Raw genomic sequence first — 20603 nt, forward strand, 5'->3', positions numbered from 1 at the left:
GTTTCAATTAAACCCTCAGGGGGAATCATTCCCCTGTGGGGGTGATTCCTCCTGATTTTGCTATCGAGAAAGGAGAATCACCCATGACCCTCCCAACGAACGAGATCCGCATTCTGGATCAGATTCTGCTGGTCGACCTGTCCGCCATCCATTTGTGGACAGCTCGGAAAAAACTGAAGGCCGAAATGCTGGAGGGCAAGATTCCTCCGGCCGATCTGGCTTCGCTGGGTTCGATGCGCGTCATCGATCCGGAAAAGCTCAAGCCGTTCGAGAAGATCAAGCGGCAGGCGATCAAGGCAGTCGAGGAGTGCGGGGTCAAGTTCCTGGGCGGCTATGCCGTTTCGCAGGACAAGATCCAGGAGGTCGTCGACCACCTGGAGGCCCTGAAGACGCAATTCTACGACCTGAAGAGCAGCTTCCTTCCCAACTATGACCGCTGGGTCAGCGACTGGGTGAACCAAGGTTGGGAGAAAGTCGAATGGCGTGAAGCCATCCGATCGTCGGCGACGCCCAAGGCGGAAGTCGATGCCGGCCTGCAGTTCGGCTACGCGGCCTGCCGCGTGGCGCCGGACGGCGACAAGCACCTGTCCAGCACGCTGGGCGGGCAGGTCCGTGGCCTGGCGGATCAGCTCTTCGCCGAGACGGCCGACACGGCGGAACGCCTGCTGGAAACCGGCCTGGCCACTCGTGGCCATGTCACGCAAAACACGCTCAATACGGTGCGCAAGATGAACGCCAAGCTGAAAGGCTTGATGTTCCTCTCCTCGGAGGTGAAAGGCCTGTCCGATCACATCGAGGCGACCCTCGCAGCGCTGCCCACCTCAGGCGTGGTCAACGGCGTTCAGTACGGCGCCGTCGTGACGCTGATCTCGTCGCTCTCGACCGAGGAGTCGATCAAGCGCCTGATCAAGCACCTGAACATCGCCAATGGCTCTGACGAGGCTGTCGCGCCGGCGGTGGAGGTTCAGTTGCCGACCGAGCCGGCGGCTCCCCAGGAGCCTGTCGTTGAGGCGGTCGTGAACTCGGAAAAGGCCTCGGTCACTCTGGATGCTTTGATATCCGAGCTCGTGCTGGCGACGGCGCTTGCCGAGGTGACCGAAAGCCCCGTCGCCGTCTCGCCAGAGCCTGCGCCGGAGCCGGAAGTCGCCAAGCCGGCTGAAGAAACCGAACCCGAACCGCTGCCCCAGGCTGCCGGCTTCTGGTTCTAAAGCCCATCAACCCCCTGCGGGAGTCCCCTCCCGCGTGGGGGGATTCCCTTTTTCCGCTGTGTGAGAAAGGAGAATCGCAATGCAAAAGAAAACCCTGATGGGCTCCCTGCCGGTCTATGCCCAACACCTGAGCGAGCAGACCGGCGTGAAGGTGGTGGTCGAGGGTTCCCAGGCCTACACGGATGGGACCAAGGTGGTCGTTCCCTTCACGGAGACCGATCCCGAGCTGTCCTTTGGGTATGTCGCTCACGAGTGCTCGCATGTCCGCAATACCGACATGCAGTGCTTCGGCGAGGCGCAGGCGGTGCCGTTCCGGCTCTCCGTGCTGAACATCCTCGAAGACATCCGCATCGAGCGGATGAGCATGGATCAGTACCCGGGCACCGAAGGCGACCTGAACCATCTGGCGAAGGCTGTTCTCGGCGACCGGCTCGATCCGGCTGAGGTGGTCCAAAAACCGGCGCTGCACGTCGTCCACGACACGCTGTTGCTGGCGGGCCGTTGGCAGGTGCTCGGCCAGGATCTGGAGCAACCGGCCACGGTGATGCTCCAGGCGCACGAAAAGCTGCTGGGCGCTCAACTGAGTGCCCGGATCATGCAGAAGGTCGGGGAGGTCCTGCAGTGCGACAGCACCCGGGACGTCCTCGCGCTGGCCGATGCCATCATTGCGCTGCTGCCCTCGCAGGAGGACCCGCAGGACAAGGGTGGCTCCGACCAGCAGGAGCAGCCCCCTCAAGAGAACTCGCAAGAGAGCTCGGGAGGTGGGCAAGGCGACCAGCAGGATCAGGAGCAGCCGGACAGCCAGCCGCAGGAGGGCGATGACGCTTCGGCGTCGAAGGTCGACTTGGACGAAGGCGAAGGCGAAGGCGAAGAAGCGGGGCAACCCGATTCCGAGCAGAAAAACTCCGCTGGGGATCAGGCCGGTGACGGCCAGGACGATCGGCAGGACGGCGGCTCCAGTCGCAGCCAGGGTGGCGACACCCCGGCCGAGGCTGAAGGCGACGCTGCTGCCGGCGATTCGGGCAGCCAGTCAGGCGATCACCCCAGTCAGGAGGCGAACGACCTGCGCGAGCAGGCCATGCAAGCCACCGCGGGTGACCTGCAAGGGTTGATCTCCGAGGTGGGCGATAAGGCGGCCGAGCTGCTGAGCCAGAAAGCCAGGCGCGATCCCTGCGCCAGACGGCTGCTTTCCCTGGCTGGGCGCTCCTGCTTGCGCAGCGATGCGGCCAGTGGGCGCCGGGTTCAGCTCGGTCTCGAGCAGTCCTCCGGGCTGCGGCAGTGCCTCAACGGGCTGCTGCAGGCGCAGGTCGACTGCCGGGTCAGCCTCAAGCGCCAGGGCAAGCGCCTGGATACCTCACGGATCGCCTTGCTCAAGGCGGGCGAGACGCGGGTGTTCAGGAGCAAGGCCCGGGCCGAGCGCCAGTCCGCCGCGATCCAGTTTCTCCTCGACAAGTCGGGGAGCATGAGTGGGGCGATGGACGAGGCCGAGGCCGCGCTGTACGCGGTGCTGCAGGCTGTGGAAAACCTGCCGCAGGTATCGACCGGGGCGATCGCCTTCCCTGAGCAAGGGACGGATGGCGTCACGCGGTGCGCCCTGATCAAGGGACACCGGGAGCGGTTGTTACAGGCGGTGCGGCTGGGCGGCTTCGGTGCCCTGCCGCAGGGGTTTACCCCTCTGGCCGAAGCGCTGTGGCCGGCGGCAGTCGAACTGCTCAGGGCCAAGGGTGAGCGCAAGATCCTGTTCGTCATCACCGATGGTGCGCCGGACAGTCCCCTGCTGGCCCAGGAAATGGTCGAGCGCTGCAAAAACAACGGTATCGACGTGATCGCGTTGGGCTTTGGAAAGGCGACAGCCGACCTCCTGAGCCGGACGTTCACGAAGTACCGCGCCGTGGGTGAGGTATCCCGACTCAGGCAGGCGCTCTTCGAGCTCATGCGCGAAGTCCTGGTCGCCTGATCCACCACCCAACCAACCCGATAGGGGGCCTTCCCCTACCGGGCGGCCTCCGTCGGTTTGAGGAGGCCTGAAATGAAAACGGCATTGGCAGTACTGCCTCTCGATCTGTTCGGCGAGGAGGTGATCCTTCGGCGCCGCTGGTTCGAGCGGCGCCCCGTGCGCAAGCCGGCCCCTGCACGACAGGAGCCGGTCCAGCTGGGGTTCCTCGACATCCTCGAGATGTCGGACGAAGCGCTGGAGCAACTGCGGGTACACGACGACATCTCGGATGAGTACGTCGAGTGGCTGCGGGAGTACCTGCTGAAACTGACGCTGAGGCAGCTCGTCCACCCCCAGGTGAGCGAGTTGCACCGGCGCGAAGCGGTTGAATGGGTGATGTCGGACGAAGTGCACCCCTTCAGCTTCAAGGTGTGCTGCGCGGCCTTGCAGGCCGATCACGAAGACGTTCGCGAGGGCGTCCTGGCGATCATGCGCAAACACGCGAGTTGAACCAGCCCCGGCGGGAAGCTTTCCTGCCGGGCTGTTTCTTCGCCCATAACCCCTGACGGGAAAATCCCGTTGGGGATTTCTCCTGTCGGGTTGTTCACACAGGAGAAAATATGTTCAAGAACATTCTGATCCGGTGGTTTCAGAGCTGCCTGATCGGTGTCGGCTGTAGCCTTCTGGCGACAGCCTTCGTCGGTCTGATTGGTCTGGCAGCCACGCCTTGGGAGGTCAGCCTGACGCTGGTTACCGGCATGCTAATGTTGGTAGCAGATTTGATATTCTCGGGCGTTCAGGCGCTGCCCAAAGGCCCCCAAAAAGGAGAGTGACATGACTCTTGCATACGCAGTCACCGGCGTTGTCCTGACACTCTGCATCGTTGCAGCCATTGGCTACAGGGTTGCAGTCTGGCTGGATAAAAAGTACGGGACCGAAAACAAATAAATCGGTTCAGGCGCAGCCCGGCTGCGCGTGACGCCTGATCGAGGTCACCCTTGGGGTGATCCACCCGAGTTCTTCCGACTGGGAGGACTCCGGGGATCACCCTAAGGAGAAAAGACCCATGAATGCAGTACACGCTATCTTCTGCCGCGAACGCGACGAGCTGATGATCGATTCGGGAAGGATCTTCAAGGTCCCCCCGCAGGTCGCTCGGACGGTCAGCGCCAACGCGCCCGACACACGCTTCGTGAAGTCCTGGGCGGTGATATTCGGCCTGATTCCGGCTCACGCGCAGGTCACCGTCCTGCAGTCGGCGTGAGCAGCAGATAGAGACCCGAGGCCCCGGTCTGGACTTCCAGCCGGGGCCTTTCGTTTTTCGCGTTTCAAGAGGCCAAATCAAGCCAGAAAATCGCCGGAAAAGCCCACACAACCCCCTATCCGGCTTTCTAGCATCGCGGTATCCCCCTCACGAGATACCGTCCTATGCAAACCTTCCGTTCCCCCGCCTGGCCCGCTGGCTCTGTGTGAGCCTGATCGGCCTGCACCTGAACCTGCTGTCCCACAGCGCCTGGGCCGATGCTGTTTCGGACAGCGCGGCGCAGGCTCAGCAGCTCGGCAGGCAGGTCCTCCAGGCCTTCCCGGACAGCCAGCCGCACAAAACCCTTCAGGACATCTTCCCGGACAGCGGCAAGGCCTCGACGGCCACGCTGGAGGAGGTTTTCGGGGATGACACCGCGACCGTCCAGCTGGGGCTCGAGGCCAATGCCCGCCTGAAAGACGAAGCCTCCGAGGAGGGCGAGGCCTACCGAACCATGATTCAGAGCGCCAACCGGGTGTCACCGGACCTTTCCAACGACCCGGTGTTTCGTCAGGCCGATGAAGTGCGCTCCACCAGTTACATGTCCGCCTTCAAGAAATTCTTTAGCGATTGTTCGAGCCAGGAAATTTTCGAGAACGCTACGCGGGACACGCACATCGCCAAGTATCGGACCTGCGAGCGCCTGGTCGATCAGGGCGGAACCGTCGAGTTCATTCACGACTACAGTGCCGGGGTTGTCGAATATGACTCTGGCCAGCCGAACTATCAATCATGCGGCGTAGGCTGCCTGTATGTGTGGGTCGGTACAGTCGGCGACAACTACTGGAATGGTAACTGCAGCATCTTCGAGGAGTACACGCGGTTTCGAGTAGTTGCGAAAGAAGCGATCCAGTCTGCCGTGATTGAATATGCCGCGTTCGACGATTACTTCGAGGTTTATTTCAACGACCAGATGCTCTGGACGCATACGCCGGGTGTCTTTCCGCCGGAAACGAAGGGCAAGTGCGAGCGCAATACCAGCTGGAAAGTGAACCCCAACACCGATGTCACCAATGTAATCAAAAATGGCGGCGAATATATAACCTTCAAAACTCGCACTTCGGTCACGCGCAAAGGCGAGGGCTATGCGCGCATCAAGATCACCTACGATCCGACCAAGGCCTTTGTCGACAACGGCTGGGGGCCGCAGGACCGCCTGCCGATCTTTGGCATGATCAACGACGGCTTCTGCAGCAACACCTCAATGGCCTGTACCTCCATGCCGGAGAAAGATGCCAACGGCTGCATCACCGAAAACGGTGTTTTGCTCTGCCCTGGAAACATGCCGGCCTCGCCACATCCGGACATCGATCCCTTCTGCAAGCGGGCAACTGTGAGTGCCGAATGTTCTTTCTACAAGGGGCAGATGGCCTGCTACACCGATGCACAGGGGGTTGAGCGGTGCCCGCAGAACGACGGCGGCAACCTCAACACCTGCCGGGAATACGAGCAGAACTCCTCCTGCGGCTTCATTTCGCAGAAGTGCATCGAGGGTGCCCAGGGGCCGTCAGGGCAATGTTACGCCTTTGAAGAGGTCTGGGACTGCGGCTATGACGTTTCCGTACCCACCCTCGTCAACACGGGCATAAAGTACGATTGCCCCGGCCCCGTGAACTGCATGGGCGGCGAGTGCTTCGATACTAGCAACGTGAAAAGCACCGACTTCGCTTATGCCGTGGCCATGCTCCAGGCTACCCAGTTTGCCGAACATGATCTCGAGTGCGGAGGGGACGGGACAGATGTATTGGAATCCAATACCTGCAAAGTTTTCAAGGGCGAGGGCATGGAATGCAAGAAAGCCCTGGGCGGGTATGTCGACTGCTGTGAAGCACCCGATGGGGTCAGTATCTTCGATTATGTGCGACTTACTATGGCCAGTTTGAAAATGGCTTCTGCAGTGCATGCACTCGCCATCGACAAGTCCATCACCAATGGATATTGGTATGCGGCTCAGAATGCCATTTTCGACGGAGCTGCGAAACTCATCAGAGGCGAGTGGAGTAACGTGCTGAGTACGGCAACGGGTTCTTTTGATAAAACTGTAGCAGAAAAATATGGAGTTGGCGCAATCCAAGGATTTTTAATGGAGCAGACCTACAGTGCAATGGTGGAAATGGGGGCCACGCAGGCGGCCAGTGCCATTTTCGAGCCTGCCGCTACGGAGGAGGGATGCAACTTACGTCTCAAGCGGCAGCATTTGTAAACTTCGTCGGCATGGTTTATACAGCCTATGTCGTTACCGACATGATGATCAAGGTCATCTGGGAATGCGAGCAAAAAGAGTTCGAGCTCGGGGCGAAAAAGGAAACCCGTCAGTGCTCCTATGTCGGTAGTTACTGTGCTTCCAAAGTGTTAGGCACTTGCGTGGAAAAGAGGGAAGCCTACTGCTGTTTCAGTTCGGTCGTGGGGCGAATCATTCAAGAGCAAGGGCGGCCCCAACTGGGCTTGGATTTCGGAGATCCCGAAAATCCCGTTTGCGAGGCGTTGACGGTTGAGCAGTTGGGTCAGATCGACTGGAGTCAGATCGATCTTTCAGAGTGGATCGGCATGCTGTATACCACAGGTCATCTGGATACGCCCGATACCGCCACACTTGAAAATCTTACAGGCTCTGGTAGCTCGCTCGGAAATGTATTTGATAATACGACACGGCCGAACAGCTTGAGTCGAAATATCGAGCGGCTGGATGGCGTCGATGTCGATCAGATAAAGTCTCAAGCAGAGCAGGAGATCAAAGGGGATATCTTCCAGTAACATGAAGCCCCGTGCTAAGCGGGGCTGTCTTTTTAGTATTATTTTCCAACGAAACCGTATTCTTTACCTGCAACCAGAATCGAAGGTGGAAATGGAGTAATTCCTTTCCCTGCTTTCGGTTGGCCACTGTTATAAATTACAAGCCAGCTTGGTAGTTGTGAGCTAAATAATTTCATTGCCTTATCTCGCGCAATATCGTTTTCGTAGGCGTCCATCCAAATTTGATCAAAAAATTTACTAAAGAAAATTGGCCCATAGTATTGCCCGGCAGGCGCAAAGCTGGGGCCATCCACAGGGCCTCCGGAAGGAGGAATAGGGTTCTCCATGAACCTTTCCTTGGGACTTGTATATTGGCCTGGAGAATTATCCGCCAGCGCGCTGGGCTTGACCTTGAGATTCGTTGGATCACTGAACGCCCGCGTTCTCGCCTGGCTCCAAGTATCCATGGCAACCTGTATTGCTTCGGCCATACTGCTGGCTTTCCCAACGGGAACCCAGGCAGCAGCTTGCTCTATTTGCCAGGAGCCCAGCGCCTGGCCGGTTGGAATCAGAAACAAGGCTGCCCCAATTCCACCAAACGCCAAGTCACCCATCGAGCCACTATTACCTCTGACTGGCTCGCTCACCCCTGCAATCAAACCATATTGGCGGGCAGTTTCGACTGGGACATCCTTCATGCCCTTGATGCCCATATCGTCGCGCAGAATCTTCATCGCGTCCGACCACTTCTCACGAGGCGTTTGCTCCGGGTCCTGGAGCGTGATCTGAGGGGCCGGCGGCTCCTTGCTCGCACACCCAACCAGAAGGGCGGCAGTGAAGGTGGAGCAAAGCAGGCGACTGATGTGTTGCAGTTCCATAAAAATTCCCTTTCGATTCGTGATTGCAGAGTAACGGGTCGGCACTAGACACCCAAATGCAGAGGAAATTTTCCTGCCCCTTCAAGCATCTGCCGCGTTCGTTCCAGGGAATAAAGAAAGCCCCCACTGGGGGCTTGAACTTGGCTACTGATACTTGACCTGAGCTTCTGAGGCCATGCTTGACGCTTAAGCCAGTGCTGGAGGAGGGCCGAGGCCGTCGATTTCCAGGCTGCCTATGCGGCAGTGAACTACACCGTCAAGTCGATCAACTTCGACTCCATTTTCTGAGCTGCCTATTCGGCAGTGAAAAATTCCCTTTAAAAATCATGGGAAAGGTACCTTTCTGAGCTGCCTATGCGGCAGTGAAGGAGTCGTTCCACCGGACGGCACGCTACGGGGATTTCTGAGCTGCCTATTCGGCAGTGAACGCTTCGACGCCTTCCTTGCCGGCCTTGATCTGTTTCTGAGCTGCCTATTCGGCAGTGAACCCAGGGCATCGGCAGGACGGCAGGTCGGACGCTTTCTGAGCTGCCTATGCGGCAGTGAAGAGCGCCTCATCTCCCAGCTCTCGATCTGCCTATTTCTGAGCTGCCTATGCGGCAGTGAACGACTCTTTCCCGGAGTGCCGGCTGCATGCGAATTTCTGAGCTGCCTATGCGGCAGTGAACCAGATTCGGGCGACAATGGCAGGATGCGGAGATTTCTGAGCTGCCTATGCGGCAGTGAACGAGTGAGTTTTTGAAGCGCGAGTGCCTCTGTTTTTCTGAGCTGCCTATGCGGCAGTGAACCTGCCCGACGGCTCGGTGATCGTCATCGACGATTTCTGAGCTGCCTATGCGGCAGTGAACGCTCCCGGCATGGCCGGCGCGGTCGCCGTGGTTTTCTGAGCTGCCTATGCGGCAGTGAACCACTCGCTGGAGATGAACGAGCTCGTCGAGCATTTCTGAGCTGCCTATGCGGCAGTGAACGATATCGTGTGCTGGGTATTCGATGGTTTCCTTTTCTGAGCTGCCTATGCGGCAGTGAACCGATAGCGCCGGGCAGATCCTGCGGCCCTGCGTTTCTGAGCTGCCTATGCGGCAGTGAACCGTTACGTTTCGAGTCGGCTCCGATGCTCTCTTTTCTGAGCTGCCTATGCGGCAGTGAACGCCGCCGTATCCAACGCCGCCGAAGCGGGCAGTTTCTGAGCTGCCTATGCGGCAGTGAACTTTGCCAGTCTGAAAAGAGTACTGCTGTTGAATTTCTGAGCTGCCTATGCGGCAGTGAACGGAGTGTGTTCGCTATCCGGACGGCATTCACTTTTCTGAGCTGCCTATGCGGCAGTGAACCCCCCATTTGCCCGCTGGCTCTGCGCGAGCCTTTTCTGAGCTGCCTATGCGGCAGTGAACTGCTGGGCGGACTGCTGGAACAGGTTGACGTTTTTCTGAGCTGCCTATGCGGCAGTGAACCTGAGATGGCCGGTACTCCTGGCGCTCGGTTCTTTCTGAGCTGCCTATGCGGCAGTGAACTGACTCTCTCCGCGCCGCCCGCGGGCAGCGTTTTTCTGAGCTGCCTATGCGGCAGTGAACCCGGTGACCGCCGCGCAGGCTTTTTTTTGCCTTTTCTGAGCTGCCTATGCGGCAGTGAACGGCTCCAGTTCGGCCAGGTCATCGGCGGTCAATTTCTGAGCTGCCTATGCGGCAGTGAACCAAGGATGCGGAGCGGTATCGGTGGGCTCGTATTTCTGAGCTGCCTATGCGGCAGTGAACTCCCGCCGTGGGTAGATGGCGTTCTCGGGCATTTTCTGAGCTGCCTATGCGGCAGTGAACGTCATCTACATCGGCGCCTTCTGCATAGATCATTTCTGAGCTGCCTATGCGGCAGTGAACTATACGATTGTCTTTCATGTAGGGAGCATTACTTTCTGAGCTGCCTATGCGGCAGTGAACGTACCTGATCGGCCACAACGTCGACTACGACTTTTCTGAGCTGCCTATGCGGCAGTGAACGTTCATTTCTTCTCCTTCGCCGGCTTTGTCACTTTCTGAGCTGCCTATGCGGCAGTGAACGTGAGCCTCGACTACAACACCAAGCCGGTGCTTTTCTGAGCTGCCTATGCGGCAGTGAACGTTCTTGTCACGCTAGACGACGTGCACATTGATTTCTGAGCTGCCTATGCGGCAGTGAACCCGTGGAAATCGACTGCGGCCTGGGTTACTGCTTTCTGAGCTGCCTATGCGGCAGTGAACTCATCCGTTGTTGTTCCTAGCACGTTCGCAATTTTCTGAGCTGCCTATGCGGCAGTGAACGTGGGGATGCGTGACGGCAAACCCCACCAGGTTTTCTGAGCTGCCTATGCGGCAGTGAACGGACGTGCGCGGCGGCTCCATGGTCGCCAAGTTTTCTGAGCTGCCTATGCGGCAGTGAACAAGCAGCCCAAATAACCTGGGTCTGGTGTCCTTTTCTGAGCTGCCTATGCGGCAGTGAACGGCTTTCAGGCGCTGTTTCTTGGCCTGCCACTTTTCTGAGCTGCCTATGCGGCAGTGAACTTGCCGCGAAGGTCCACCCGACTGTCGGCTATTTTCTGAGCTGCCTATGCGGCAGTGAACTCGTAGACCGATCGGTCAAACCTGGCGATGTCTTTCTGAGCTGCCTATGCGGCAGTGAACTGAATGCGGCGGCGGGACCACTGGCACATGGCTTTCTGAGCTGCCTATGCGGCAGTGAACGTGTGTATGCTTGCGGGTGTCTAAGTCGCGTCTTTCTGAGCTGCCTATGCGGCAGTGAACCATCACAGGTCCCCCAGGTCATCGGCCCAAGATTTCTGAGCTGCCTATGCGGCAGTGAACCATGACTGACGCGATCACCAGCAGGGCTGGCATTTCTGAGCTGCCTATGCGGCAGTGAACGGAAGCTGGGCGGAACGCAGACTCTCAAGCAATTTCTGAGCTGCCTATGCGGCAGTGAACTTCGGAATCAGTGTCACCCCTGACGCCGATTTTTTCTGAGCTGCCTATGCGGCAGTGAACTAGAGCCCTTTCACTTTAACTGTCTGATTCTTAAAGAACTACCCCATTTCCTCGCCGGTACACCCTTTTTGTGCAGGCGTTACAAGTGCCTGATTTTCCATGGCCTTTGTCAGGCCACAGAAAAAAGGGTCAGAACCAGGGGATGGTGGTGCTTGCGCTCAGGCCGTAAGTGCTGAAGCGGCCGGGGCTGGCGCTGTCCTGCAGCGGGCCGTGCTCGATGAACAGGCGAAAGCGCTGGCCGCTGCTCTGGCTGCGCATTTCCACCCAAGGCAGGCGGGTCAGGCGCATGGCGCTGTCGGGGATCTGCTCATGCGCAGCGGCCTCGTCCAGTCCCTTGCGCTTCATCAGCCGGCGGCGCAGGCGCTCCGGGTTGCTGTCCACCTGCACCCGGCGCACCACCCGGTACTGGCAGCCAGCCGGCACGGCAGCCGGCTCGCTCTGGCGCATATGGTCGCGCATGCCGGTCAGCCATTCCTGCTGCTGCAGTTGCCGCAATGCACTCAGGCTGCCGTGCAGGCGCAGGTGTTGGCCAGTGCCACGTTCGCTGTGGCCCGGCAGGCTGAGGCCCACCGAGCCATCGCCCAGCTGCACCAGCGCCCGGTGCAGTTTGGCGAACAGCGCCCGCAGCAGCTGGTCCGGCGCGAACTCCGGGTCAGGCAGCAGGTGCAGGTCGAGGTAGTGGTCGTGGCTCATTTTTCCGCGTCCCCGAACACGCCACCACGGATCAGGCAGGCCATCACGAAGTGCTGCTGCTCCAGCGCCGGGGCATCGCCATTCAGCACCCAGTTGTCCAGCAGATTGTAGAAATCCTGTTTCTGCTTCGGCTGGCGGTAGGCCTTGCCCTGCGAGGTCACCGAGCCGTAGGGCTCCACCGCAATCGGCCCCAGTTCGCCGGCACCCTCGTACCAAGTGTCGATGGTGCGCAGCGCGTTGCCGATCTTCTGCGAGTGGATGGAGGCCACGTCGCGCACGGCGTACAGGGTCTTGCTCTTCTGGCCCTTCTTGTCGCCACGGTCGAGGATCAGCTCCTGCGACGGGAACACCTCCTGCCCGGCGCCGATGCGCACCCAGGCGGTCACCTGCAACAGCACATGGCCATCTCCGCTCAGGCCTTGCTCGATCACCGTCGCCAGCGCATCCAGATCGCTGGTGTGCGGAAACTCGCGCAGGCCGATCTGCAGCGCATCGAAGTCCCAGCTCTGCTCGGCCTTGCCGTCACGCAGGCGGCTGACCCGCACCAGCACCGATTCGGCACCCACCCGGTTGCGCCACAGGAAGCGGCCGTTGGCCAGATTGACCGCGTAGCGGTGTGCCAGTTCGGCGAAGCTGCCGTACTGGGCGATGGTGGCCTGCAGTGCCGCCTGATAGTCGGCATCGTTGCAAGCATTCGGCGTGCCGGCACCACCGAGCACGCGCAGGGTGAAGCTCAGTTGCAGGCTGTCGCAGTCCGCCGGCAGGCTGGCGACATCCACGGTCTGCAGGTTGGGCTTTTGAATTTCGCCGTTCAGTTTGGCCGGATCGGCATCCTTGGCCTTCAGGCGGTTGGAGATGGTGCCGCGCACCGACTTGGCCTGCACACTGACCGGCTGCCAGGCTGCGGCGTCATCGCGCTGATCCCAGCTGCCAGCGAACAGCAGCGCATCGGACGGGTCGAGCTTGCGCTCGAAGGCAAGGACGGAAGCGGTTTTCAGATCATTCTTGGCCATGACGGATTTCCTTTTCGGTGTCTTGCAGCTGGAAGTCGGTGGTTTCACACAGGTACAGGCCATCGGCTGGTTCGGCGCGGTGATACCAGAACAGTTCGGAGAGATCGCGCACCCGGTGCGGGCTGAGCCACTGCCCCAGGCTGTACAGGCTTTCGACGAAGCGGAATGGCGTATCGCGGTCGCGGGCATTGCGCACGCTGCCGGCGGGCTGTAGCTCGCCGAGGGCGCGGTAGCCGACCGGGATCGGCACCAGCCAGCCGGCACGTGGGCGCATATGCCAGCCGGCGGCAGCGCTGTGCGGTTCGACATCGGCCTGCGGCGGCTCGATGTTCATGCGGGTCAGATCCAGCAGCGCATCCAGGGTATCGGCCTGCGGATCGGCAGATTGCAGCTGCGCCGCATGCTCGGCCAGCAGCGCCTGCCGGCTGACCAGCGCAAAGCCCGGCAGCAGGCGGCGGCGCAGGCGACGCAGACCTCGCTCACGCTCCTGCTCCGTGCCACGGTTTGTCAGCAGCTGCGGATACTGGCCCGCTGCCGGCAGCAGACTGCCACCAGCCAGCCGCATGCCCAGCGCCATGTCGAGCATGAAGCTGGCGAACTCGCGCTGCACCTCCTGGGTATCCGGTATGTCCGCCCCCTTCATGCCAATCAGCAGGCTGACTTCCAGATGCACCCGGCCTTCCTCGACGATGGCGGCAGTGCTGCCGTCGGCATTCACCGGGTTGCGCGTCAGGTGAAACACATGGGTGCGCTTGCCAGCCGGCCGTGAGGTCTGTGCCTCGAAGTGGTGGCAGACGATGGCCACGCCATTCAGTTCGATATCCAGATCATCCGCCTGCAGGCGGCGCTGCAGTGCATGCACGAAGCCGGTAAAGGCGGTGACGGCCGGAAAGCCCCAGCTCATCGGCCCGGAGATGGTATTGGCATTCTGCACCCGCAGGTGCGGCAGCAACAGCATGGCTTCATGCTTCATCGTCGAGCACCTCGCGCAGCAGTTTCAGTTCGCCATGCAGGTCGCTCTTCCACTGGGCATGGGCATCCTCATCCAGCCGCAGCTGGCCTTCACCCAGCACATGGTTCAGCCAGTTGGCAAAGCGCTGGCTGACCTGCTGCTGCCAGTCGCCACTGTAGCCCTGCGCATGCTGCGGATCGAGCCAGCGCTGCTCGGCCGGATGCAGCTTACAGTCTTCAGCCGCACTCCAGCCCGGCTCCAGCGCCTGCAGGCTGGCGGCATACTGCAGCAGCTCATCGCAGATCGCCGCGACCATCGCGGCGCGCTTGCGGCGGATATGCACGTTGTTGCGCTCGGTACCCTGCAGGAACTCGCGCAGCCCGCCGGTCAGCTCGCGCACCTGACGCTGGCCACCGAAAACACGGTCGAACACCGAGCTCACCCCCAGCGGCATACGCACCTGCGCCGACTGCCACTGCGGCGGCAGCGAGGCCAGCAGCCAGTTTTCGCCATAGCGCTCGCTGTTGAGCTGGCTGATGTTCTGCGGCTTGGTGCCACCGAACTTCTGAATGGCCATGTCCAGGTATTCGCAGTAGCCATGCGGCCAGCTTTCTCCGTCCTTGCGCGCTTCACGGGCGGCTTTCGCCTCATCGCCGAAACGATCATTGCGCAGGGTGCGCTGCAGGCGATGAATCAGGCTGGTGGGAAACAGTGGTGCCAGCAGGTGATAGCCACCATTCTCCAAAGGGAAATACAGCTGGCGGGCCAGGGTGTGCGAAGCCAGCCCGCCCTTGCTGTCGACAATGCTGGCAAAGGCCGCCTGCCAGGCGGCTCCCTGCTCCAGATCATCCGACAATGCGGCCGCCACCTGCGGGTCATGCGTCAGTACCCGCTGCAGCAGACTCTGGCCGTCATGCTCGAGCTTCAGCAGCTTGTACACATCCAGTGCAGCCGCGTTGCCCACCACATCGTCATCCGGCGCTTGCAGGATGCGCGACGATACCAGCCCGGCCAGCTCCGGCGCATCACTGCGCACATACAGGTTGCTGCCACGGGCATCCGGGTGGATCGGTTTCAAGGTATGGGTAGCCAGCTGGATCTGGCTGACCCGCTTCGCCGCACTCTCCAGCCAGTTGGCCGGGTGATGTTCTTCCAGCAACTTCGCCCGCTGCTCGTGCTCATCGGGCTTGAGCTTGTCGAGTTTGTCCTGCAGGCGTGAGTCGATGAAGGCATGGATGCCGGCGCGCAATGCGCTGGCATCCGGGGATATTGCGGTCGCCATTGAACCTCCTGGTAAGGCAATGGGGTATTGATCGCTGAAGACAGATTGATCAAGATCCCCCCAGAGCAATGCCCTGGGAGGGCGGGCCTGTGTGACCTAAGGTGGTTTCATGGAAATACCCTCCTTCTCTGTCTGAACCTTGGGTTCAGTTGCGTGTGCGAGCGCGGGTTTGCTTGAGGCGATGACAGAGCTGGTACCTCTGTCCATCGCCGACCTCTTTTTCAGGCTACGCCTCTTCTCGATAAAAAATCAACACCTACTGCCGATCAGTGTTTTTATCATTAATGGGCGCATAGGCATGGTAGAGCAAGCAGTGATAGAGTGCAGAGCCTGCCGAACAGGCAGCTTAGAAATACTGGCGATCAGTGTTCTTATTTACTGCCGAACAGGCAGCCCAGCGCCCCGGGATAACTATCCGGCCATAGCCAAGGACGGGGCGGCTAACTTTCTCTCTTCTGCTAACTTGCGCTAACCACAGCTACTTCCTTCGCCGGAACCCCAGCACCTCATGCCATTCCCAGCCCTGACTACTGTCCTTCGGCTCGGCCAGCTGCACCTGGCCATAGCGCCGGGCGCACTGATTGGGCGAGAGGTCGAAACGGTCGGCTAGATCCAGCAGTTCGCTGCGGTAGTCGATGCAGGTCCAGGCGTGCATGCGCTGGCCGTACTTCAACCCCTGTGGCTCCAGCAGATTGGTCAGGCGGGTCAGCTCGCCATCGTGTTCCAGCCGGCAGAACTGCAGCTCGCCATCCTCGTCATCGTCTTCCAGCTGCAGGACGTAAGGTTGGTCAGGGCGACCGGCGCGGAAAGGCGTTTGCTGCTGCAGCACACCACAGATATGCAGCCGTGAGGGTTGCCCATCGACAGCAGCCCACCAATCAGCCACATGAGGGTTGATGCCATCGCCACCGGGCAGCGGCCCCTGCTCCAGCAGCAGGCCGGTCAGGCGGGCGTGCTCCAGCAGGTCAAGACGGCTCGGCCAGTCAGTCAGCTCGCCCTGCTGGCAGATACGCGGCACGGCGTTGATGACCTGCAATTGCTCTTCCGGTATCAGGTTGTATAGGTCGTGAGTGCTCAGCCGGGCCTTGTCGGTTTCCTCGAAGCCGGGACGGGTGAAGGCGACCTTGCTGCCCTGCAGCGCCAGCAGGTTGTACTGCAGCAGCAATAGATTGCTGCTGGCGACAGGATCGGGGCGGTGGCGACGCACGCGGCCGGCCAGCTGGATCAGCGAGCGGCTGGACGAGGGCTCGACGATGGCCCAGTCGTAATCGTGGTCGCGCCCCACCTCGGCAACCGGCGAGGCCAGCACCACGAACAGCTGATCCTGCTCGGGATGGGCGGCCAGTGCATCGCGTACCAGCGGATGACTGAACAGCGCCTGCGCATCGTGGCGATCCAGCAGGCTGTCCAACTCGCGCTCCAGCGCCGAGCGCAGCAGTAGCGGATGGCGCGAGTGGTACACGCACAGGTGGATGTGCGTACCCTGCGGCGCATCCAGCGCAAACAGCGCCTGCGCCACCTCGGTCAGCGGCTCGATATTGGCCATGCGCAGCAGGCCGCAGCTGACCCGGCGGCCATCGGGTGCCTGGGTGTGATGGGCCTGATGCAACTGCAGCATCGCCGGCAGCAGACTGGCGGCCAGTTCCTGACTGACCTCTGGGCGACGGCGACTGTCGAGCACCAGTGGCATGATCTGACCACGCCGTCGTACTGCCTGCCCGGCCAGTTGCTGCACACGCTGGCCGACAAACTCACTGTGAGCTGCCAGCAGCGTATCGCGTTTGCCGTGGCGCGACTGCTGGCAGCCGAACTCGTCGAACCAGGCGCAGCAGATTTCCAGCGCCTGCCCCGGCTCGCCGCGATTGGCCTGATACACCCGGCGGCCGGCGCAGTAGGCATCGAACAGGCCGCCGACCAATGCCGGCGGCAGGGTGGCGGACGACAGCAGCACCCGGCTGCCGAGCATGCCGGCCCAGTACACCAGCCGTGCCAGTGCTGGCAGATCATTGAGATCGAAGTCGTCCACCTCGTCCAGCACCAGATCGCTGGTCAGCAGGCGCAGCATCGGCGCGATCTGGTGACCGCCGCGCAGGCTTTCACAGGCCGGCATCAGGTGATCGATGGTACAGGCGAGGATCGGCGCGCTGACCATCTTGTGCGCTGCAGGACTCTTCTCCAGCCAGCGCTGCAGCGGGCCATCGGCCAGCGCGCTTTCGTAGTGAACGTGCAGGTTGTCAGCCAGCAGTGCATCGGCCGACTCACTGCCGCTCTGCACCGCCTTGCTCATCTGGCCGGCCTCGAACAGCTGGCGCACCGCAGCCCCTCCGACCATCACCGCCAGATCATCCTCATCCAGCCCGAGGCGATCCCGGTACACCTGCCCCGTCTGCAGGGTCAGGGTGCGCAGACCGAGGGCGATGCTGAAGCGCGGGCCACGCTGTGGGTCGGCAAGCGCATATAGGATGCGGCCATTGGCCAGCGTCTTGCCGCAGCCGGTGGACGCCATGTTGATGCCGAAGAAGCCCTGCGCTGTGCTGGGCGCGTGCAGGCTGCTGGCCAGATCGAAGGCCTTGTCCTGCCAGGCAAAACGCCGGTCCGCGCTGCGCTTGCGAAAGCCGCGATGTGGCGACAGCCTCGGCAGACGGCGCTCCAGCTGCGGTAGCACCTGCGCCACCCGCCGTGCTTCGCGTGCCACGCCCAGCAGGTGCTCGTCCAGTCGCTGCTTGAGCTGGCCACCCCTGTCGGTGTTGGCATGCGCAGCAAAGCCGGTATCGCCAAGCCCGGCCGAGGACGGCAGGCTGGAGTAGTGGTGGTCGGCCAGCATCAGCGACAGCCGCGACAGGTGCAGCAGCCAAGGGTTGTCCAGCATGGCACCAGCACGCTGCAGCAGGCCAGGATGGCGCAGCATGCTGGCCGCGCACTCGCCAATGCGGTGGCGCCAGCTGCGACTGGCAAAGGGCAGATGGCCCTCGGCGAACTGCCAGCAGGCAGCCCTGTCCTGCTCGCTGGCATCTTTGCGTGCCCCGCACCATTCGGCATTGATCGGGGTGGGCAGCGCAGGCAGATCCTGGCGCGACAGCTCGCCCAGCGGCAGGCGGTGATGGCTGACCACCAGCCAGCCGATCACTTGGGCCAGCGGTGGCATACCGCCTTCACGCAAGGGGTTGCCGCCCTGCTGCACTGACTTCTTGAAGCGTGCGGCGCCGGAAGGCTTTGCCTGCTGGCCGGGCAGGCCATCGCGCTGCAGCCGTGTCAGCCAGTCGCCATCCTGACGACCATCGCCACAGGCCAGCCGCTCCAGCCACTCACTATCGCTGGCCGCCGCGCCGACGAAAGCCTCGAACAGGCGCAGCGACACCCACTCATGGCGGTAAGCATCGGCCACGGCCTGTCGCCGTGTCAGCTTGGCCTGAAACGCCGCACTGGCCTTGCCTAGGTCATGTAGCAGCGCCGCCATCTGCGCCATCAGGCGAATGTCTTCACCTGTGTGCCAGTCGTTTTCATCGTCGCGGCGCAGGATGTCGCGGCTGGTGGTGTTGGTCGGCACCGCGCCGCGTTCGTTAAAGCGGCTGGCGTCGCCGACGATCCACAGCAGTTCGCTGTGGTTGAGGCCGCGGATCCAGTGGCAGGCCACGGCGGTGTTGCGCCGGGCGGTCTTCTTCAGCAGCTTGCGCAGGGTGTCAAGTCCGGCCTGGGTGATCGGCGTCTGCCAGCTGCGCTCGCCGCAGCGTTCGGCGAACTGGTCGAGGATGCGCCGACTCTCGACCAGCGCGCGCTTGTCGCACTGGCAGATCAGCAGCACGTTCATGCGTCACCGCCCAGCTGACTGGCCACGTCCTGCAGGCTGGCGATCATGAAGTCCAGCGATTCGCTGCGGGTCAGGCTGTCGATGCAGGCTTGGCGGAACTCCTGTTCTTCATCGCCGCGCACCGCCGAGATGAAGGCCTGCGGCAGGATGCTGGCATCCTTAACCAGATCGGCTACATCGAACACCAGCCCGCCGCGCCGGGTCTTGCCATGCAGCACGGCGAGGCCGTGTGGAATGCCGAGCACCCAGCAGGCACTGGCGGCCAGGCCGTAGGCCAGATAGTTGCCGTGATCGAGAAAGCGGTTGGCCGGATCGCCGCCGGTGCCGCGCTTGGCGCGGGTGAACTCACCGTAGCCGCTGGCATTGCAGGCCAGCCGGAACAGCCCCTTGGTCAGGCGCGCTTCCTCGGTGAGCAGCGCAGTGGTGTCCGGCAGGTCGGGGATCAGCTGCTGCGAGCGGCCGAGCAACTGGTCGAGCTGACCGCTGTCGAGGGCAAAGCCGGCATCACGCAGGGCACGACTGTTCCACTGCTCGCGCACCCGCTGCAGACGCAGCAGTTGGAAACGGCGCGCCGCCTCCAGCCGGCGGGCGTCATCGAACCAGAAATGTACCCAGCGCTGCAGGAGGCCGGTGGGGCGGTACTCGCTCTGTGGCGAGAGCCAGGCCACCTCTACATCCATCTCGTTAGCCGCGAACAGCGGCGTGCCACCGCCACCACAGAAACCGACCATCACCCCGGCCTTCGCCAGTTCGCGCATCGCTGCTTGGGTGATCGAAGTGCCGGTACCGAGCAATAGGGTGGTGGTATTGGCGATGGGGATGTTCCAGTAGCGCGAGCGACTCCCTTCGTCGGTCACGTACTCGACCCGCCCACCGTTGACCAGCACCCGGCAGTGCTGCAGATAGTAGAGGTTGGCGCGTTTGGAGTGCAGGATGGTTTTAAGGTCAGAGGGGGAAAAGTCGTCCATGGTAAAGCTCTTACCGGCAGAAGGCCGCCATGTTAGGACTTGGGTATGAATAAGGCGAAGGCTGGTTATTTATACATGTAAGATTTTCAAGCAGATAGATTGAGCCAGAAGCGCATGGCAATGCACACGGAATGGCGGTTGCTGGCGATCCATCAAGAGTAGAAGTTCGCCATTTTTGAGCTGCCTATGTGGCAGTGAAGCGGAGCGCATGCCCGAGGGCCGCCATCTCTACTTTCTGAGCTGCCTGCACGGCAGTGAAGCAGCGGTTCCGATGCGGTTTTCCGGGCCTCCATTTCTGAGCTGCCTACACGGCAGTGAAGTTGATCCTCGCCACACCGTTTGGGTGCTTGAATTTTCTGAGCTGCCTACACGGCAGTGAAGATCCGCGACTACGAGTACGCGCAGCGGCGCATTTTCTGAGCTGCCTACACGGCAGTGAAGCCGTCAACTCGTCATAGATCGGCGCAGAGGCCTTTCTGAGCTGCCTACACGGCAGTGAAGTTCGATGTAGCAATCAATATCTATTTTTCGGCTTTCTGAGCTGCCTACACGGCAGTGAAGCTGCCGATGACGCTGGCGGCCATCTACCCGGATTTCTGAGCTGCCTACACGGCAGTGAAGCCGCTTTTCAGTCAGTCGCCTCGACGTGCTCTTTTCTGAGCTGCCTACACGGCAGTGAAGTTTTCCACGTTGGCACCTCCGAAAATCGGATTTTTCTGAGCTGCCTACACGGCAGTGAAGCTACACCAGATTCGGCGCTCCTTATCGTCGTATTTCTGAGCTGCCTACACGGCAGTGAAGGCACCGGCTACCAATCGCAG

General features: G+C 61.2%; 14 protein-coding genes and 2 CRISPR repeat arrays (1 of these 16 only partly in view). Of the genes, 7 read left to right on the forward strand and 7 right to left on the reverse strand.

From position 1 onward, the window contains the following. Window positions 1–83 precede the first annotated feature (83 nt). The 7 genes from Atro_RS22710 (at window position 84) to traN (Atro_RS22740) (ending at window position 7201) form a co-directional block, all read left to right on the forward strand. Complete coding sequence (locus tag Atro_RS22710; protein ID WP_497927985.1) at window positions 84–1208, forward strand: DUF3150 domain-containing protein; 1125 nt, start codon at window positions 84–86, stop codon at window positions 1206–1208. 79 nt (window positions 1209–1287) lie between these two features. Beyond that, the gene (locus Atro_RS22715) at window positions 1288–3165 is read left to right on the forward strand and encodes a VWA domain-containing protein (protein WP_497927986.1); all 1878 of its coding nucleotides are present in this window, start codon (window positions 1288–1290) and stop codon (window positions 3163–3165) included. Window positions 3166–3237: 72 nt separating this feature from the next. After that, complete coding sequence (locus Atro_RS22720; RefSeq protein ID WP_497927987.1) at window positions 3238–3654, forward strand: hypothetical protein; 417 nt, start codon at window positions 3238–3240, stop codon at window positions 3652–3654. A gap of 110 nt (window positions 3655–3764) precedes the next feature. Continuing rightward, window positions 3765–3977 (forward strand): hypothetical protein, encoded by a 213-nt coding sequence (locus tag Atro_RS22725; RefSeq protein WP_090732726.1) that lies wholly within the window; start codon window positions 3765–3767, stop codon window positions 3975–3977. Window positions 3978–4210: 233 nt separating this feature from the next. After that, window positions 4211–4408, forward strand: a complete 198-nt coding sequence (locus Atro_RS22730) for a hypothetical protein (RefSeq protein ID WP_497927988.1) — start codon at window positions 4211–4213, stop codon at window positions 4406–4408. Between the two features lie 205 nt (window positions 4409–4613). Next, window positions 4614–6650, forward strand: a complete 2037-nt coding sequence (gene traN / locus Atro_RS22735; protein ID WP_497927989.1) for a conjugal transfer mating pair stabilization protein TraN — start codon at window positions 4614–4616, stop codon at window positions 6648–6650. After that, window positions 6617–7201 carry a conjugal transfer protein TraN gene (gene traN / locus Atro_RS22740; RefSeq protein ID WP_497927990.1) on the forward strand — a complete coding sequence of 195 codons (585 nt, stop codon included), beginning with the start codon at window positions 6617–6619 and terminating at the stop codon, window positions 7199–7201. Before traN (Atro_RS22735) ends, traN (Atro_RS22740) begins: the two co-directional genes overlap by 34 nt. A gap of 38 nt (window positions 7202–7239) precedes the next feature. Here traN (Atro_RS22740) and Atro_RS22745 read toward each other — a convergent pair whose 3' ends face one another. The 7 genes from Atro_RS22745 to cas1f form a co-directional block, all read right to left on the reverse strand. Next, window positions 7240–8058, reverse strand: a complete 819-nt coding sequence (locus tag Atro_RS22745) for a hypothetical protein (protein ID WP_497927991.1) — start codon at window positions 8056–8058, stop codon at window positions 7240–7242. A gap of 221 nt (window positions 8059–8279) precedes the next feature. Next, window positions 8280–11066: a CRISPR direct-repeat array (repeat unit 28 nt; unit sequence TTTCTGAGCTGCCTATGCGGCAGTGAAC). Between the two features lie 129 nt (window positions 11067–11195). Then, window positions 11196–11759, reverse strand: a complete 564-nt coding sequence (gene cas6f / locus Atro_RS22750; RefSeq protein ID WP_497927992.1) for a type I-F CRISPR-associated endoribonuclease Cas6/Csy4 — start codon at window positions 11757–11759, stop codon at window positions 11196–11198. After that, complete coding sequence (gene csy3 / locus Atro_RS22755; RefSeq protein WP_497927993.1) at window positions 11756–12772, reverse strand: type I-F CRISPR-associated protein Csy3; 1017 nt, start codon at window positions 12770–12772, stop codon at window positions 11756–11758. Before csy3 ends, cas6f begins: the two co-directional genes overlap by 4 nt. Then, on the reverse strand, window positions 12759–13745 hold the full coding sequence (gene csy2, locus Atro_RS22760; RefSeq protein ID WP_497927994.1) for a type I-F CRISPR-associated protein Csy2: 987 nt from the start codon (window positions 13743–13745) through the stop codon (window positions 12759–12761). The genes csy3 and csy2 overlap by 14 nt, the downstream gene beginning before the upstream one ends. Beyond that, the gene (csy1, locus tag Atro_RS22765; RefSeq protein WP_497927995.1) at window positions 13735–15006 is read right to left on the reverse strand and encodes a type I-F CRISPR-associated protein Csy1; all 1272 of its coding nucleotides are present in this window, start codon (window positions 15004–15006) and stop codon (window positions 13735–13737) included. The genes csy2 and csy1 overlap by 11 nt, the downstream gene beginning before the upstream one ends. A gap of 478 nt (window positions 15007–15484) precedes the next feature. Continuing rightward, the gene (cas3f, locus tag Atro_RS22770) at window positions 15485–18814 is read right to left on the reverse strand and encodes a type I-F CRISPR-associated helicase Cas3f (RefSeq protein WP_497927996.1); all 3330 of its coding nucleotides are present in this window, start codon (window positions 18812–18814) and stop codon (window positions 15485–15487) included. Beyond that, on the reverse strand, window positions 18811–19782 hold the full coding sequence (gene cas1f, locus Atro_RS22775; RefSeq protein WP_497927997.1) for a type I-F CRISPR-associated endonuclease Cas1f: 972 nt from the start codon (window positions 19780–19782) through the stop codon (window positions 18811–18813). Before cas1f ends, cas3f begins: the two co-directional genes overlap by 4 nt. Before the next feature lie 172 nt (window positions 19783–19954). Continuing rightward, window positions 19955–20603: direct repeats of the CRISPR family, unit length 28 nt; unit sequence TTTCTGAGCTGCCTACACGGCAGTGAAG; it runs 220 nt beyond the window's last position.

This window comes from Azotobacter tropicalis, assembly GCF_059739045.1.